Genomic DNA, 13,720 nt, shown 5'->3' with positions numbered 1-13,720 from the left:
TTTCGTATTTTTATTCCGAATCAATAAGGATTTTCGGAATGAGAACGGATGATAGATTCCGTCCGAAAGGGCGCGGGCGCAACCGGTGGAGGATCGCCTTTTGGATTTATCTCGCTTCGACGGCGCTTCTGTTTCTGTGGAAGAGTTACGTCGTGATCGATCAGGGGGTAACGATAGCTTATCTGGAGGAATCGTATGCGGATACGGACGCCGATCTGAGAACCGTCGCCGAGATAATCAACCGGGCCTGCCGGAGTAAGGCCGAAGTAGAACGGCTGCTTAGTCGGCACCGGCTGTACGGATATATGGATTTCGAAACCGACACGATCGGTCTCGAAAAAATGGTCCTGATTTTCGAGAACGATACGCTGAAGGCGGTTGCCGAATATCGATAAGTCCGTCTTTTACTTGAAATGTCGGCTTATGAATTATGCTTACGAAATATTCCGCCTGTTCTATCCCGAGCGTTGCGCGGCCTGCGGCCGCTCGCTCCCGGAGGGAGCCCGGCTGCTGTGCCCGCGCTGTCGCTGGGATATGCCGCTGACGGGTTACAGCGCCGAGCACGACAATCCGGTAGCGCGGAAGTTCTGGGGACTTGTGCCGGTGCAAGAGGCCTGCTCGATGATCTTCTTTACGCAGGGGAATGCCTATCGTTCGATGATTCACGGATTCAAGTACCGGGGGCAGTGGCGGACGGCGCTCCGGCTCGGCCGGTGGTTCGGGACCGAGCTGCGCGAAAGCGGGCTCTATGGGGATGTCGACGTGGTCGTGCCGGTTCCGCTGCACTACCGGCGCTTGCTGAGCCGGGGATACAATCAGGCCGAATACTTCGGGCGCGGAATCGCCGAGGCGCTGGGAGTTCCGCTCGACGCGCGCAGCGTCGTCCGAAGCGGGTACAACCGCTCGCAGGCCAAAACGGCCGATCGCAGCGAGCGCTGGGATAACGTGAAGGGCATTTTCTCGGTTCGTCGCCCCGCATCGCTCGAAGGCCGGCATCTCTTGCTCGTGGACGACGTGCTGACTACCGGAGCTACGCTCGCGGCCTGCGCCGAAGCGATCGTCGGGGCCGCTCCGGCCTGCCGTGTCAGCATGGCGACGCTGGCCGTTTCGGCTTACGAGCTTTTCGGCGGGAAAGGCAAGGGCGGCTTGTAGGCGTTTCGCGCATCGGGATTTCGTCGGGCGCTCGGCCGGCGGTTTCCTGTTTTTCCGACGCCGTTCCCGGCCGACGGAACATATGTCGGAGGGGACGGCGGCGCGATGTCGTGCAACGGGGCGGCGGCGCATACCGCTTATTCGCTCAGCCGGTAGGCTTTCGGCGTCATTCCGGTATGCTTCTTGAAAAAACGGCCGAAAAAGGAGGGGTTCGGGAAATTCAGGTAGTTGGCTATCTGCTGGACGGTCATCTGCGAGGTACGCAGCTGGGTCTTGGCATCGAGAATCACCGCCTCGGCTATCCATTCGGCCACGCTCCGGTTGCTGATCTTCTTGACCACCGAGGCGAGGTACTTCGGTGTCAGACACAGTTCCCGGGCATAGAAAGCCGTTGCCCGTTGTTCCCGGTAGTGGCGCATGATAAGCTGCATGAGCCGTTTGAAGATTTCCTCGTTGCGGGTCAGCCTGCGGTTGTCCTTCGGATGTTTGGCCTGATACAGCGCGCTGATCTCGAAAAACATCGACAGCAGCAATTGCAGCGTGATCTCGCGGGTATAGAGATGATTCTGCCGCGTTGCCTTTTCGCGCAGCCGGTCGAAGTAGTCCGCCAGCATGTCGGCGTCTTCGTGCGACAGCAGGAGGACCGGATTGTGGAACATATAAGGGTAGAGCGGGACGACCGATTGCGGAACGCCCTTCAGAAAGTCGGTCGAAAATCCCGCGGCGCGCAGGCTCAGATCGTCGCTTCGCTGCGATACGTGGACAATCGAGCCGGAAAACAGCACGATCAGGTCGTTTTCGACGATCTCGTAGATTTTCAGGTTGATCGAAATGCGGCATCGGCCGCCGGCGCACAGCACGAGCGCTCCTCCCCCGAGCCGGACGGGGCGGTCGAACGGTTCCAGCCCGTTCCATCCGTCGTCCGAGACGGCGAGATTGGCAGCCAGGTAGCCCCCGCTCTCGTGCCGGGCGAGCTGGGCGATGCGGACTGTGGGAAGCGCTGTTTTTTTTGCCATCGGGGGAACTTTTGTTAAATTGGAAACGAACCGGAACAAAGGTAGTCATACCGTAGCGGAGTTGCAAGCGAAACGAAAGCCCGAAAACGACTTTTAGGTCATCAATTAGGCGTGTCAGGACTTTTTTGTCCCGTTCAACTCCGTACCTTTGAACGTGTTTTAAACAGGATATAGAGTATGGAATCGGAAAAAATAGCAGGCGCTGCCGGCGGTCGTAAAATCACGGGACATATCTCGCAGATCATCGGCCCGGTCGTGGACGTGGCGTTCGAGGGACCGGAGAACGAGATCGTGCTGCCGAGCATCCATGACGCGATGGACATCCGCCGCGACGACGGCCGGACGCTGATCGTCGAGGTGCAGCAGCACATCGGCGAGAATACGGTTCGTACCGTGGCGATGGACAGTACCGACGGGTTGCGCCGCGGTATGGAGGCCGTCTCGTATTTCCGGCCGATCACGATGCCCGTGGGCGAGCAGATCAAGGGCCGCCTGATGAACGTCGTGGGCGAGGCGATCGACGGCATGAAGCCGCTCGACGGAAAGGGCGCCTACCCCATTCACCGCGAGCCGCCGAAGTTCGACGAACTGACGACGGTGCAGGAGGTGCTTTACACCGGAATCAAGGTGATAGACCTGTTGGAGCCGTACTCCAAGGGAGGAAAGATCGGCCTGTTCGGCGGGGCGGGCGTCGGCAAGACCGTGCTGATCATGGAGCTGATCAACAACATCGCCAAAAGACACCACGGCTTTTCGGTGTTCGCGGGCGTCGGCGAACGTACTCGCGAGGGCAACGACCTGTTGCGCGAGATGCTCGAGTCGGGCGTCATCCGTTACGGCGAGGCTTTCAAAGAAAGCATGGAGAAGGGCGAGTGGGACTTGTCGAAGGTCGATTACGCCGAGGTCGAGAAATCGCAGGCGACGCTCGTGTTCGGCCAGATGAACGAGCCTCCCGGAGCCCGGAGCTCGGTGGCTCTGTCGGGGCTGACGGTGGCCGAATCGTTCCGCGATGCCGGTACGGGGACCAAGGACATTCTGTTCTTTATCGATAACATATTCCGTTTCACGCAGGCCGGATCGGAGGTGTCGGCCCTGCTGGGCCGCATGCCGTCGGCCGTCGGCTACCAGCCGACGCTGGCTACCGAAATGGGCGCGATGCAGGAGCGGATCACCTCGACCAAGAAAGGGTCCATTACCTCCGTGCAGGCGGTCTACGTGCCGGCCGACGACTTGACCGACCCGGCTCCGGCCACGACGTTCACCCATCTGGACGCCACGACGGTGCTGAGCCGCAAGATCACCGAGCTGGGCATTTACCCGGCGGTCGATCCGTTGGAGTCCACCTCGCGCATTCTCGATCCGCTGGTCGTGGGCGAGGAGCACTATCGGACCGCACAGCGCGTGAAGCAGATTCTGCAGCGCAACAAGGAGCTGCAGGACATTATCTCGATTCTGGGCATGGAGGAGCTTTCGGACGAAGACCGCCTGACGGTCAACCGGGCGCGCCGCGTGCAGCGTTTCCTGTCGCAGCCGTTCACGGTCGCCGAGCAGTTTACCGGCGTGCCGGGCGTGATGGTCGGAATCGAGGATACGATCAAGGGATTCAAAATGATTCTCGACGGCGAGGTCGACGACCTGCCCGAACCGGCTTTCCTGAACGTGGGCACGATCGAGGAGGCTATCGAGAAGGGTAAGAAACTCAAAGCGCAGGCTGCCGTATGACGCTCGAGATACTCTCCCCCGAAAAGACGCTTTTCCGCGGCGAGGCGGAGCGCGTGACGCTGCCCGGCGCATCGGGGGAGTTCACCGTGTTGCGCAACCATGCCCCGATCATTTCGGCGCTCGTGCGTGGGAATGTGAAGTACGTCGAGAAGGGAGGCGAGGAGAAATCGCTCTCGGTCGAGGGCGGTTTCGTCGAGGTGAAAAAGAACAGGGTGACGGTTTGCGTCGGGTAGCGGCGCGGTTTTTGGCCATAGTCGGAAAGAGCGATGAACGATTCGGAACACAGATTCGCAAGGCGGTTCGTCATCGGGGTGACGATCCTCACGCTGGCGGCCGGATGGGGCGGCGCCGCGCTGATCCGGTCGGCTTTTCCGGGGCATTACCTGAGCGTCTTTCCGTACATTCCGTTGGGTTTTCTGCTGTGGGAGCTGCTGTTCATTACGCTGCTGGACCGCAACCGGGGACGCAAGCGTTTCATTTGGCTCTACATGGGCATGAAAGTCGCCAAGCTGTTGTTGGCGATCGTCGCCATCGGCGTCTATACGCTGGGCGTCGGCGTGCAGAACACGGATTTCGTGCTGACGCTCATGGGATATTATCTGATTTACCTGATCTATGAAACGGTGCTTTTCGGCAAGTACGGAAAGAAACCGGAAACAGGACGAGAAAACGATGACTAAGTTACGCTACATACTGATTTGCGCCTGCCTGCTCGTTTTCGGGACTCTGCCCGCAGCGGCCGCCCAAGGCGGGTCGGGCGAGACGGTCGATGTGAAAGGGATCGTCTTCGGACATATCGGCGACTCGTACGAGTGGCATATCACGTCGTGGAACGGACGCGAGCTGAGCGTGCCGCTTCCGGTGATTCTGCGAAGCGAGACGGGGCGCTGGGATGTCTTCATGTCGTCGCGTCTGGCTCACGGGGCCGAGTACGGCGGCTACCGGATTGCGGCGGAGGGACCTTACGAGGGCAAGATCGTCGAACGGATCGACGGAGAAGATGTCAGACCGCTCGATCTGTCGATCACGAAAACGGCTTTCGCGCTGATGCTCAACAGTCTGATTCTGATCTGCATCGTGCTCGGCGTAGCGAGATGGTACAAGAAGCGGACGGTCGAGAAGGCCGTGCCGAAAGGATTCGTCGGCGCGGTGGAGATGTTTGTGATGATGGTCCACGACGATCTGATCAAGAGTTGCGTCGGCCGGGATTACAAACGGTTCGCGCCCTATCTGCTGACGGTGTTCTTCTTCATTTTCGTCAACAACCTGATGGGGCTGATCCCGTTCTTCCCGGGCGGGGCGAACGTATCGGGCAACATCGCCGTGACGCTGGTGCTTGCGCTGTGTACGTTCCTTGCCGTGAACCTGTTCGGAACGCGGGAGTACTGGAAGGAGATTTTCTGGCCCGAAGTACCCGCATGGCTCAAGGTTCCCGTGCCGATGATGCCGGCGATCGAGCTGGTCGGGATTTTCACGAAGCCGTTCGCGCTGATGATCCGTCTGTTCGCCAACATGATGGCCGGACATGCGGTGATTCTGAGCCTGACGTGCGTGATCTTCGTGACGGTCAGCATGGGGGCGGCCGTGAATGCGTCGATGACGTTCGTGTCGGTGCTGTTCAGCATATTCATGAATCTGTTGGAACTGCTGGTGGCGTTCCTGCAGGCTTATGTCTTCACGATGCTGTCGGCCGTGTTCATCGGACTGGCGCGGGTTCGGCACGAGCCGCACGAGGAGGCGGAAATCTGACGTTTCGCACCGGAACGGAGGCCCGAGGCCGACGGCGGATCGAGGTAACGGAGGATTTCCTGAAAATGAGGAACGATGAGATAGGACGATTACTAATTCGAAACAATAACATTTAAAACAAAGAAGCTATGTTACTGACAATTTTGTTGCAAGTTGCTGCGGAGTTAAGTTTGGGTAAGCTGGGAGCGGCTCTCGGAGCGGGTCTGGCGGCGATCGGAGCCGGCATCGGCATCGGCAAGATCGGCGGATCGGCCATGGAGGCCATTGCGCGTCAGCCCGAGGCATCGAACGATATCCGGACGAACATGATCATCATCGCGGCTCTGGTCGAAGGCGTCGCCCTGTTCGCCGTGGTGGTTTGTTTCCTCGCGCTTTAACGGAAAGGATAAGCTATGGGACTCTTACAACCCGAGTCGGGCCTGCTGTTCTGGATGGTGATCTCTTTCGGGGTCGTCTTCGTGCTTCTGGCGAAGTTCGGCTTCCCCGTGATTACCCGGATGGTGGAGGAGCGGAGGGTTTACGTCGAAAAGTCTCTGGAAGCGGCCAAGCAGGCGAACGAGCAGTTGGCCGGCATCAAGTCCGAGAGCGAGGCTCTGCTTCAGAAGGCTCGCGAGGAGCAGATGCGTATCCTGAACGAGGCCGCCGCCGCCAAACAGCGGATCATCGAGGAGGCGAAGGCTCAGGCTCAGAACGAAGGCCAGAAGCAACTGGAAGAGGCGAAGCGCCAGATACGGCTCGAAAAGGAGGCGGCCATCCGCGAGGTGCGCGGACAGATCGCCATGCTGTCGGTCGACATCGCCGAGAAAGTGATCCGGGGCAAGCTCGACAGCTCGCCCGCTCAGATGACGATGATCGAGCGGATGCTGGACGAAATGCCCTCCATGAAACAATAGCGTTATGAATACAGGAATGATTCCGGTGCGGTACGCCAAGGCGCTGTTCGAATTTGCTGCCGAGAAAGGCTGCGACGAACGGGTCTACGGACAGATGGGAAAGCTGGCCGCCGCTTTCGTGCGCGAGCCGGAGTTGCGGCGCGCGCTGGACAATCCCGTGCTGCCGGAGTCCGAGAAGCTCAAGCTGGTCTACGCGGCTTGCGGAGGCGATCCGGGCGAGGTGCTCGAGTGTTTCGCGCAACTGGTGCTGCATAACCGTCGAGAGCGTTTCCTGCAATGGATCGCGCTGATGTATCGGGAACAGTATCGCAAGGCGCACGGGATCAGCACGGGCAAGTTGGAGACGGCCGTCCCGGTGGCGCCCGATACCGAGCGCCGCCTGAAGGAGCTGATCGAGGCGCAGACGCGCGGGAAGCTCGAGCTGGAGGCTTCCGTGAAGCCGGACCTGATCGGCGGATTCGTCTTCGAGATGAACTGCGAGCGGCTGGACGCCAGCGTTGCGACGCAGCTGCGCAGCATCAAGCGGCAGTTCGCCGAGAAGAACCGGCGGATCGTCTGAGCGGCAGCGGCCGGAAATGTTAACGAAAAAAATTGAAAGGTATGTCTGAAAGTATAAAGGCAAGCGAGGTGTCGGACGTGCTGCGGATGCAGCTCGAGGGGATCGATACGAAACTTCGTTTCGACGAGGTGGGCACGGTGCTCCAGGTCAGCGACGGCGTGGTCCGCATCTACGGCTTGCAGAACGCGGAGGCCAACGAGCTGCTGGAGTTCGAGAACGGCATCCGGGCTGTCGTGATGAACCTCGAGGAGGACAATGTCGGGGCCGTGCTGCTCGGTCCGACCGACCAGATCAGGGAGGGCGACACGGTCAAGCGGACGCGCCGCATCGCGTCGATCAACGTCAGCGAGGGAATGCTCGGCCGCGTGATCGACCCGCTGGGCGAGCCCCTCGACGGGCTCGGCCTGATCGGAGGGGAGACCACCGAGATGCCTTTGGAGCGTAAGGCGCCGGGCGTGATTTTCCGGCAACCGGTGAATCAGCCGCTGCAGACCGGCCTGAAGGCCGTCGACGCGATGATTCCGATCGGACGCGGCCAGCGCGAGCTGATTATCGGCGACCGTCAGACCGGCAAGACGGCCATTGCGATCGATACGATACTCAATCAGCGCAGCAACTACGAGGCCGGCGATCCGATCTATTGCATCTACGTGGCGATCGGGCAGAAAGGTTCGACGGTGGCGACGATCGTCAACACGCTGCGCGAGCGGGGCGCGATGGACTATACGGTCGTCGTGGCCGCTACGGCGTCCGATCCGGCCGCGATGCAATACTTCGCGCCGTTCGCCGGTGCCGCTATCGGCGAGTATTTCCGCGATACGGGGCGGCATGCGCTGGTCGTATACGACGACCTGTCGAAACAGGCGGTCGCCTATCGGGAGGTATCGCTGATTCTGCGTCGTCCGTCGGGACGCGAGGCCTATCCGGGCGATATTTTCTACCTGCACTCCCGTCTGTTGGAGCGCGCGGCCAAGATTATCGGCCAGCAGGAAGTGGCCGAGAAGATGAACGACCTGCCCGAAACGCTCAAGGGGAAAGTCAAAGGCGGCGGATCGCTGACGGCCCTGCCGATCATCGAGACGCAGGCGGGCGACGTGTCGGCCTATATCCCGACGAACGTGATCTCGATCACCGACGGGCAGATCTTCCTCGACACGAATCTTTTCAATCAGGGCAACCGGCCGGCGATCGACGTCGGTATCTCGGTGTCGCGCGTCGGCGGCAATGCGCAGATCAAGGCGATGAAGAAGGTGGCCGGTACGCTGAAAATCGATCAGGCGCAGTACCGCGAGCTGGAGGCTTTCACGAAGTTCGGCGGCGATATGGATCCCGTGACCGCGCTGACGATCGACAAAGGACAGAAGAACACGCGCCTGCTCGTTCAGCCTCAGTACTCGCCCATGCCTGTCGAGCAGCAGATCGCCGTGCTGTACTGCGGTACGCACGGATTGCTCAAGGATGTGCCGTTGGACAAGGTGCAGGAATTCGAGAAGGCGTTGATCAACAACCTGCAGCAGACGGACGTGTTCCCGACGCTGAAAAAAGGCATCATCGACGACGCGGTGAGCGCGAAGATCGAGGAGGTCGCCGCCGCTGTCGCGTCCGTGTATAAAAAATCGTAGGCTATGGCGTCGCTCAAGGAGGTCAAGGCAAGAATCGCGTCGGTCAACAGCACGCTGAAAATCACGTCGGCCATGAAAATGGTCGCGTCGGCGAAACTGCACCGAGCTCAGGCGGCTATCGAGAACATGCTGCCGTACGAGAGAAAGTTGCACGAGATACTCGAAGGCTTCCTTTCGTCCGAGGGCGCCGTCGCTTCGGCCTATGCCGAGAAACACAACGCGGTAGAGCGCGTGGCCGTGGTCGCCGTGTCGTCCAACTCGTCGCTTTGCGGCGCGTTCAACGCCAACGTAGCCCGGAAGCTCGGCGAGACGCTGACCGAATACCGGTCGCTCGGCAAAGAGAGGGTGTTGGTTTTTCCGATCGGGAAGAAAATTGCCGAGGCGGTCCGCAAGGCAGGCTATGTCCCGCAGGGAGACTACCAGTCGCTGGCCGAGCGTCCGACCTACCGGGAGGCGTCTCAACTGGCCGAGAGGCTGATGAGAATGTATGCCGAGCGCGAGATCGACCGTGTCGAGTTGGTCTATAATCATTTCAAGAGCACGGCCTCGCAGGTTCTCCGTCGCGAAGAGTATCTGCCGTTGCAGGTCGAGCCCGCCAAGACGAAAGGGGTGGCCGCCGACTACATCGTCGAACCGTCGCGCGAGGAGGTGATCCGGACGCTGGTCCCGCAGGTGCTGAGTCTGAAGATATTCACGATGCTGCTCGACTCGAACGCTGCCGAGCACGCCGCGCGGACGATCGCGATGCAGATGGCTACCGACAACGCGACCGAGCTGTTGCAGGAACTGACGGTACAGTACAACAAGTCGCGCCAGCAGATGATTACCAGCGAGTTGCTCGATATGATGGGTGCCGAGATCGGCAATGGCTGACCTTTCGGCGCGGAGAATTGGCAGCGGGGCTGCGACCGGAGGGTCGCGGCCCCGTTTTCGTCGGAGCAAGCCGGGCATCGTTATGTGCGGACAAGAATTTGCGGGAAAGGGGCGGCGACGAACGCTCTGTTTTGCGGAACTTCTTCGGTTGCTTTCCCGTCGTATTGCTTTGTGGCGGGCTCGCGGTTTCGGTCTTGTCGTGACGGCGGCGGGCGAGATGCGGATACGGAACGGCGTTTTCGGGAACGGCCGAGGTATGGGATGCTTCGGTTCGTCGTCGGCGAAAGCTCGGGTACAATGGGAGGCTGAACGATGCCTCTCGATTGCCGGGGGACGGCCCGGAGGTCTTTTCTGTCGCAGAGAACATCGGTCTTTCGGAAGATATTTTGTCCTTTCCGTGATATATTCCGTGATATTTTTCGTAAGTTTGTATCAAGATCGGGATTCTTTCCGTTTTTGTAAAAGCAACGAAAGTCGGTTTCGCGCATGTTATTTTTTAAACCCAAACGAAGAAAAGGAAAAATCCGCGATGAAGGCAGGAAGAGACGGTTTCTGCCGTGGGTCGCGTTAGCTGCTTTCGCCGTCGGCGTGAGCGTTACGATTGCTCTGAATCGCGTGTATGTGCATAGCTCGACCGACGAGTCGTGCCAGTCGTGCCATATTCATCCCGGCGCCGACCAGAGCTGGAAGCTGTCGGTCCATCACAACAGCCGCAGCGGCGCGGTTACCGGCTGCGCCGAGTGTCATCTCCCGCCCCGGGGGTCGCTCGAGTATTTCATGGCCAAGGCTACGACCGGGCTTCGGGACGTGTGGTCCTATCTGACCAAGGATAGCGCGTCGTTCGACTGGGAGAGCAAGGGACAGCTGGAACATGCTGTGAAGATCGTCTACAACGAGTCGTGCAAGGAGTGCCACAAGCAGTTGTATCCGTCGCGGATCAGTCAGGACGGCATCACGGCCCACCTTTATTACGAGGAAAACGAGCAGAAGCTCGACCTGCAGTGCATCAGCTGTCATCTGGACGTGGGCCATTACGACCCGAACTACAAGCACGAGCGGATGAAGGGCGTGCCTCAGCAGGCCGCCCGGCGCGGCGAACCGTATGCGGCTCCGGCCGAAGTCGTCGCGTTCGAGAATTTCACCGAGACCGTTCCGGGAACGACCGTGTCGTTCGACATGAAGGCCATACCGGGAGGTACGTTCTCGATGGGCAGTCCCGAGGACGAACCGTTCCGCCGCGACGACGAGGGACCTGTGCGCCAAGTGACCGTCTCGCCGTTTTTCATGGGCGAGACCGAGGTGACATGGGACATGTACTGGGCTTTCTATTCCGAGACGATGACCGAAGGCAGGACGCCGCCCGAGGTCGTCTATGCGAATAATTCCGATCCGGACGTCGATGCCGTGAGCGGTCCCACGCCTCCTTTCGGAGCGCCCGATCAGGGTTGGGGAAGCGGCGAGAGGCCGGCTATCACGATGACGCACTATGCGGCCGAGACGTTCTGCCAGTGGCTGTCGAAGAAAACGGGAAAGAAATACCGCCTGCCTACCGAGGCCGAATGGGAATACGCCGCACGCGGCGGTACGTCGACGCCCTATTTCTTCGAGGGGAGTCCGAAGGATTTCTCCGACCGCGGATTCTGGCGCAAGTTTTTCGATGCCGATACGGCCGGGATCAACCGCTATGTCGTGTATGCGAAGAACAGCCCGAACCGCACGCAGGAGCCTTCGGCCGTGCTGCCCAATCCGTTCGGACTGAAAAATATGCTCGGGAACGTCATGGAGTACTGCTCCGACTGGTACGCTCCCGACGCCTACTCGAAAATGCAGGACGGGGCCGTCGATCCGAAAGGACCCGAGACCGGTACCGAGCATGTCGTTCGGGGCGGGCAGTTCTCGGACGATGCGGCCGATCTGCGTTCGGCGGCTCGGGGTCAGACCGAGCACGACGCCTGGCTGAAGACCGATCCGCAAGATCCCAAGAGTATCTGGTGGTACTCCGATATCCGGAGCGTCGGTTTCCGTGTCGTATGCGAGCCGCCCGAGGGCACGGTCCGTTAGCTGCTCGTGTCTGAGACGGAGAAATTTTGAACGAGACTCAACCTAAAATAAACCGATATGAAGAAGAATGCAATGACTCGGAGGGAGTTCCTTTCCTACTCGGCCATGGCCGGCGTCGTAGGCGCGATAGGAGTATCCCCGATCCTCTCGGCCTGTGCGGGAGGCAAGAAGAAAAACGCTTACGAGCCGCTGAGGGCCGAGGGCGAGTACTATGTTCCGGATCTGCCCGACAAGGCCGTTGCGGGACGGGAACTGAAGGCCGGCGTGATCGGCTGCGGCGGGCGCGGCTCGGGAGCCGCCGAGAATTTTCTGGCTGCTGCCGACGGCGTGACGATTACGGCGATCGGCGATGTCTTCCCCGACCGGGTCCAGAGCCTCAAGCAGATGCTCCACGACAAGTATCAGGTCGATCTGGCCGACGAGAACTGCTTTACCGGTTTCGATGCGTATAAGAACGTGATCGATTCGGGCGTCGATGTCGTGATCATAGCCACGCCGCCGTTCTTCCGTCCCGAGCATTTCAAGTATGCGACGGAAAAAGGGGTGCACAGCTTCCTCGAAAAGCCGATCTGCGTGGATGCGGAGGGTTACCGGACGGTCATGGCCGCCGCCAAGCAGGCCAAGGCCAAGGGGCTGTGCGTGCTGACCGGCACGCAGCGCCATCATCAGCGAGCTTATGTCGAGTCGTTCAAGCGGATTCAGCAGGGCATGATCGGCGAGATCACGGGCGGCAACGTTTACTGGAATCAGCCGATGCTGTGGTATCGCTCGCGCGAGAAGGGCTGGTCCGACATGGAGTGGATGCTCCGCGACTGGGTGAACTGGAAGTGGCTTTCGGGCGATCATATCGTCGAGCAGCATGTGCATAACATCGATGTGTTCAACTGGTTCTTCGGCTATAAGCAGCCGATCAGCGCGACGGCTTTCGGCAGCCGCCAGCGTCGCGTGACGGGAGACCAGTACGATAATTTCAGCGTCGATTTCGAATACGAGAACGGCGTGCACGTGCACAGCATGAGCCGCCAGATCGACGGTTGCGACACGAATATCAGCGAGTTCATCCATGGTACGAAAGGCACATGGGAGAGCGGTCCGATGGTGAGCGGTGCCTGCGTGATCAAGGATCTGGACGGCAATGTGCTCTGGAGCTACGATCTGGAGGCGGAAAAAACCGAGCATCAGCAGAACGATCCCTATACGCTCGAGCATGTGAATTGGATCAGCAGCATCCGTAACAACACGCCTTTCGTACAAGCCGAGGAGACCGCCCTGTCGAATATGTGCGGCATCATGGGACGCGAGTCGGCCTATACCGGCAAGACGATCACATGGGAGCAGATGACGGCTTCGCCTTTGAGCTACGCTCCGGCCAAGCTCGAGCTCGGTCCGATGGATATGAGCGCTTATACCGTGCCCGTTCCGGGTACCGGCAAGTAAATCCGTTCGCGCAACGGGACGGGAACGAGGCGGGTATATCCCATACCCGCCTCGCCTGTCTTCCCGGGATGCGCTTTCGTCCCGTTACGCAAATAGGGGGCATAGCGCTATGAATCCGACGAATCATGCAAAAGGACGCGATGAATGAAATGGTATTGATCGACGACGATCTGCTCGATCGAACATCCGAAAAGGCACTCCGCGCTCCCCGTCTGCGAATGAATCATAACTTTCATACGCGGGAGGACGAGCCGGTCAATCGGTTGCTGAATGCCATGGAACCGGGAACTTATCTGCCGGTGCATCGACATACGGCTCCGCCCAAGAGCGAGTCGATCGTCGTGCTCAGAGGGCGCCTCGCCGCGTTCGTTTTCGACGACCGGGGACGAATCGCGCAACGGGCGGTCGTCGATCCGTCGCTCGGCGTGTATGGGTTCGACATCGCTCCGGGCGTATGGCACGGGTCGCTCGTGCTCGAGCCGGGAACGGTCGTTTTCGAGGTCAAGCCGGGCCCGTATGTGCCGGTCGGAGCGGTCGATCTGGCGCCGTGGACGCCGGCGGCGGACGATGCCGAGGCGGTCGGGCGCTTCCTCGCGTGGCTTCGCGAGCAAGTGCCGCCGTCGGAATGAACCATGT

General features: G+C 60.0%; 15 protein-coding genes. 14 read left to right on the top strand and 1 reads right to left on the bottom strand.

What is annotated here, in order from left to right; all coding sequences use genetic code 11:
• Positions 1 to 38: 38 nt before the first annotated feature.
• Both NQ491_RS06375 and NQ491_RS06370 read left to right on the top strand, forming a co-directional pair.
• On the top strand, positions 39 to 395 hold the full coding sequence (locus NQ491_RS06375) for a hypothetical protein (protein ID WP_019246078.1): 357 nt from the start codon (positions 39 to 41) through the stop codon (positions 393 to 395).
• 28 nt (positions 396 to 423) lie between these two features.
• A complete protein-coding gene (locus tag NQ491_RS06370) occupies positions 424 to 1,152 on the top strand; it encodes a ComF family protein (RefSeq protein ID WP_019246077.1) in 729 nt (242 codons plus the stop codon).
• Between the two features lie 137 nt (positions 1,153 to 1,289).
• Here NQ491_RS06370 and NQ491_RS06365 read toward each other — a convergent pair whose 3' ends face one another.
• Entirely contained in the window at positions 1,290 to 2,168 is an 879-nt protein-coding gene (locus NQ491_RS06365; RefSeq protein WP_019246076.1) for an AraC family transcriptional regulator, read from the bottom strand.
• 177 nt (positions 2,169 to 2,345) lie between these two features.
• Between NQ491_RS06365 and atpD the strand changes: the two genes are divergently transcribed.
• The 12 genes from atpD to NQ491_RS06305 all read left to right on the top strand — a co-directional run bounded on the left by atpD (position 2,346) and on the right by NQ491_RS06305 (position 13,713).
• The gene (gene atpD / locus NQ491_RS06360) at positions 2,346 to 3,890 is read left to right on the top strand and encodes a F0F1 ATP synthase subunit beta (protein ID WP_019246075.1); all 1,545 of its coding nucleotides are present in this window, start codon (positions 2,346 to 2,348) and stop codon (positions 3,888 to 3,890) included.
• Positions 3,887 to 4,123 carry an ATP synthase F1 subunit epsilon gene (gene atpC, locus NQ491_RS06355; RefSeq protein ID WP_019246074.1) on the top strand — a complete coding sequence of 79 codons (237 nt, stop codon included), beginning with the start codon at positions 3,887 to 3,889 and terminating at the stop codon, positions 4,121 to 4,123. Before atpD ends, atpC begins: the two co-directional genes overlap by 4 nt.
• A gap of 33 nt (positions 4,124 to 4,156) precedes the next feature.
• Positions 4,157 to 4,570: a hypothetical protein gene (locus NQ491_RS06350; RefSeq protein WP_019246073.1), complete on the top strand. Its 414-nt coding sequence runs from the start codon at positions 4,157 to 4,159 to the stop codon at positions 4,568 to 4,570.
• A complete protein-coding gene (atpB, locus tag NQ491_RS06345; RefSeq protein WP_019246072.1) occupies positions 4,563 to 5,639 on the top strand; it encodes a F0F1 ATP synthase subunit A in 1,077 nt (358 codons plus the stop codon). Before NQ491_RS06350 ends, atpB begins: the two co-directional genes overlap by 8 nt.
• 128 nt (positions 5,640 to 5,767) lie before the next feature.
• Positions 5,768 to 6,016, top strand: a complete 249-nt coding sequence (gene atpE / locus NQ491_RS06340; protein ID WP_026089679.1) for an ATP synthase F0 subunit C — start codon at positions 5,768 to 5,770, stop codon at positions 6,014 to 6,016.
• 15 nt (positions 6,017 to 6,031) lie between these two features.
• On the top strand, positions 6,032 to 6,532 hold the full coding sequence (atpF, locus tag NQ491_RS06335; protein ID WP_019246070.1) for a F0F1 ATP synthase subunit B: 501 nt from the start codon (positions 6,032 to 6,034) through the stop codon (positions 6,530 to 6,532).
• A gap of 4 nt (positions 6,533 to 6,536) precedes the next feature.
• On the top strand, positions 6,537 to 7,091 hold the full coding sequence (locus NQ491_RS06330) for a F0F1 ATP synthase subunit delta (protein WP_019246069.1): 555 nt from the start codon (positions 6,537 to 6,539) through the stop codon (positions 7,089 to 7,091).
• 41 nt (positions 7,092 to 7,132) lie between these two features.
• Entirely contained in the window at positions 7,133 to 8,713 is a 1,581-nt protein-coding gene (gene atpA / locus NQ491_RS06325) for a F0F1 ATP synthase subunit alpha (protein ID WP_019246068.1), read from the top strand.
• Between the two features lie 3 nt (positions 8,714 to 8,716).
• Positions 8,717 to 9,586: a F0F1 ATP synthase subunit gamma gene (locus NQ491_RS06320; protein ID WP_019246067.1), complete on the top strand. Its 870-nt coding sequence runs from the start codon at positions 8,717 to 8,719 to the stop codon at positions 9,584 to 9,586.
• Positions 9,587 to 10,072: 486 nt separating this feature from the next.
• On the top strand, positions 10,073 to 11,647 hold the full coding sequence (locus tag NQ491_RS06315; protein ID WP_019246066.1) for an SUMF1/EgtB/PvdO family nonheme iron enzyme: 1,575 nt from the start codon (positions 10,073 to 10,075) through the stop codon (positions 11,645 to 11,647).
• Between the two features lie 57 nt (positions 11,648 to 11,704).
• Positions 11,705 to 13,084, top strand: coding sequence for a Gfo/Idh/MocA family protein (locus NQ491_RS06310; protein WP_019246065.1), 1,380 nt, complete (start codon positions 11,705 to 11,707; stop codon positions 13,082 to 13,084).
• A gap of 140 nt (positions 13,085 to 13,224) precedes the next feature.
• Positions 13,225 to 13,713: a WbuC family cupin fold metalloprotein gene (locus NQ491_RS06305; RefSeq protein ID WP_371415466.1), complete on the top strand. Its 489-nt coding sequence runs from the start codon at positions 13,225 to 13,227 to the stop codon at positions 13,711 to 13,713.
• The last annotated feature ends 7 nt before the right edge of the window (positions 13,714 to 13,720 follow it).

The organism is Alistipes ihumii AP11 (assembly GCF_025144665.1).
GTDB lineage: Bacteria > Bacteroidota > Bacteroidia > Bacteroidales > Rikenellaceae > Alistipes_A > Alistipes_A ihumii.
The sequence above is the reverse complement of the archived record's forward strand: the minus strand, read 5'-3'. Positions and strand labels throughout refer to the sequence as shown.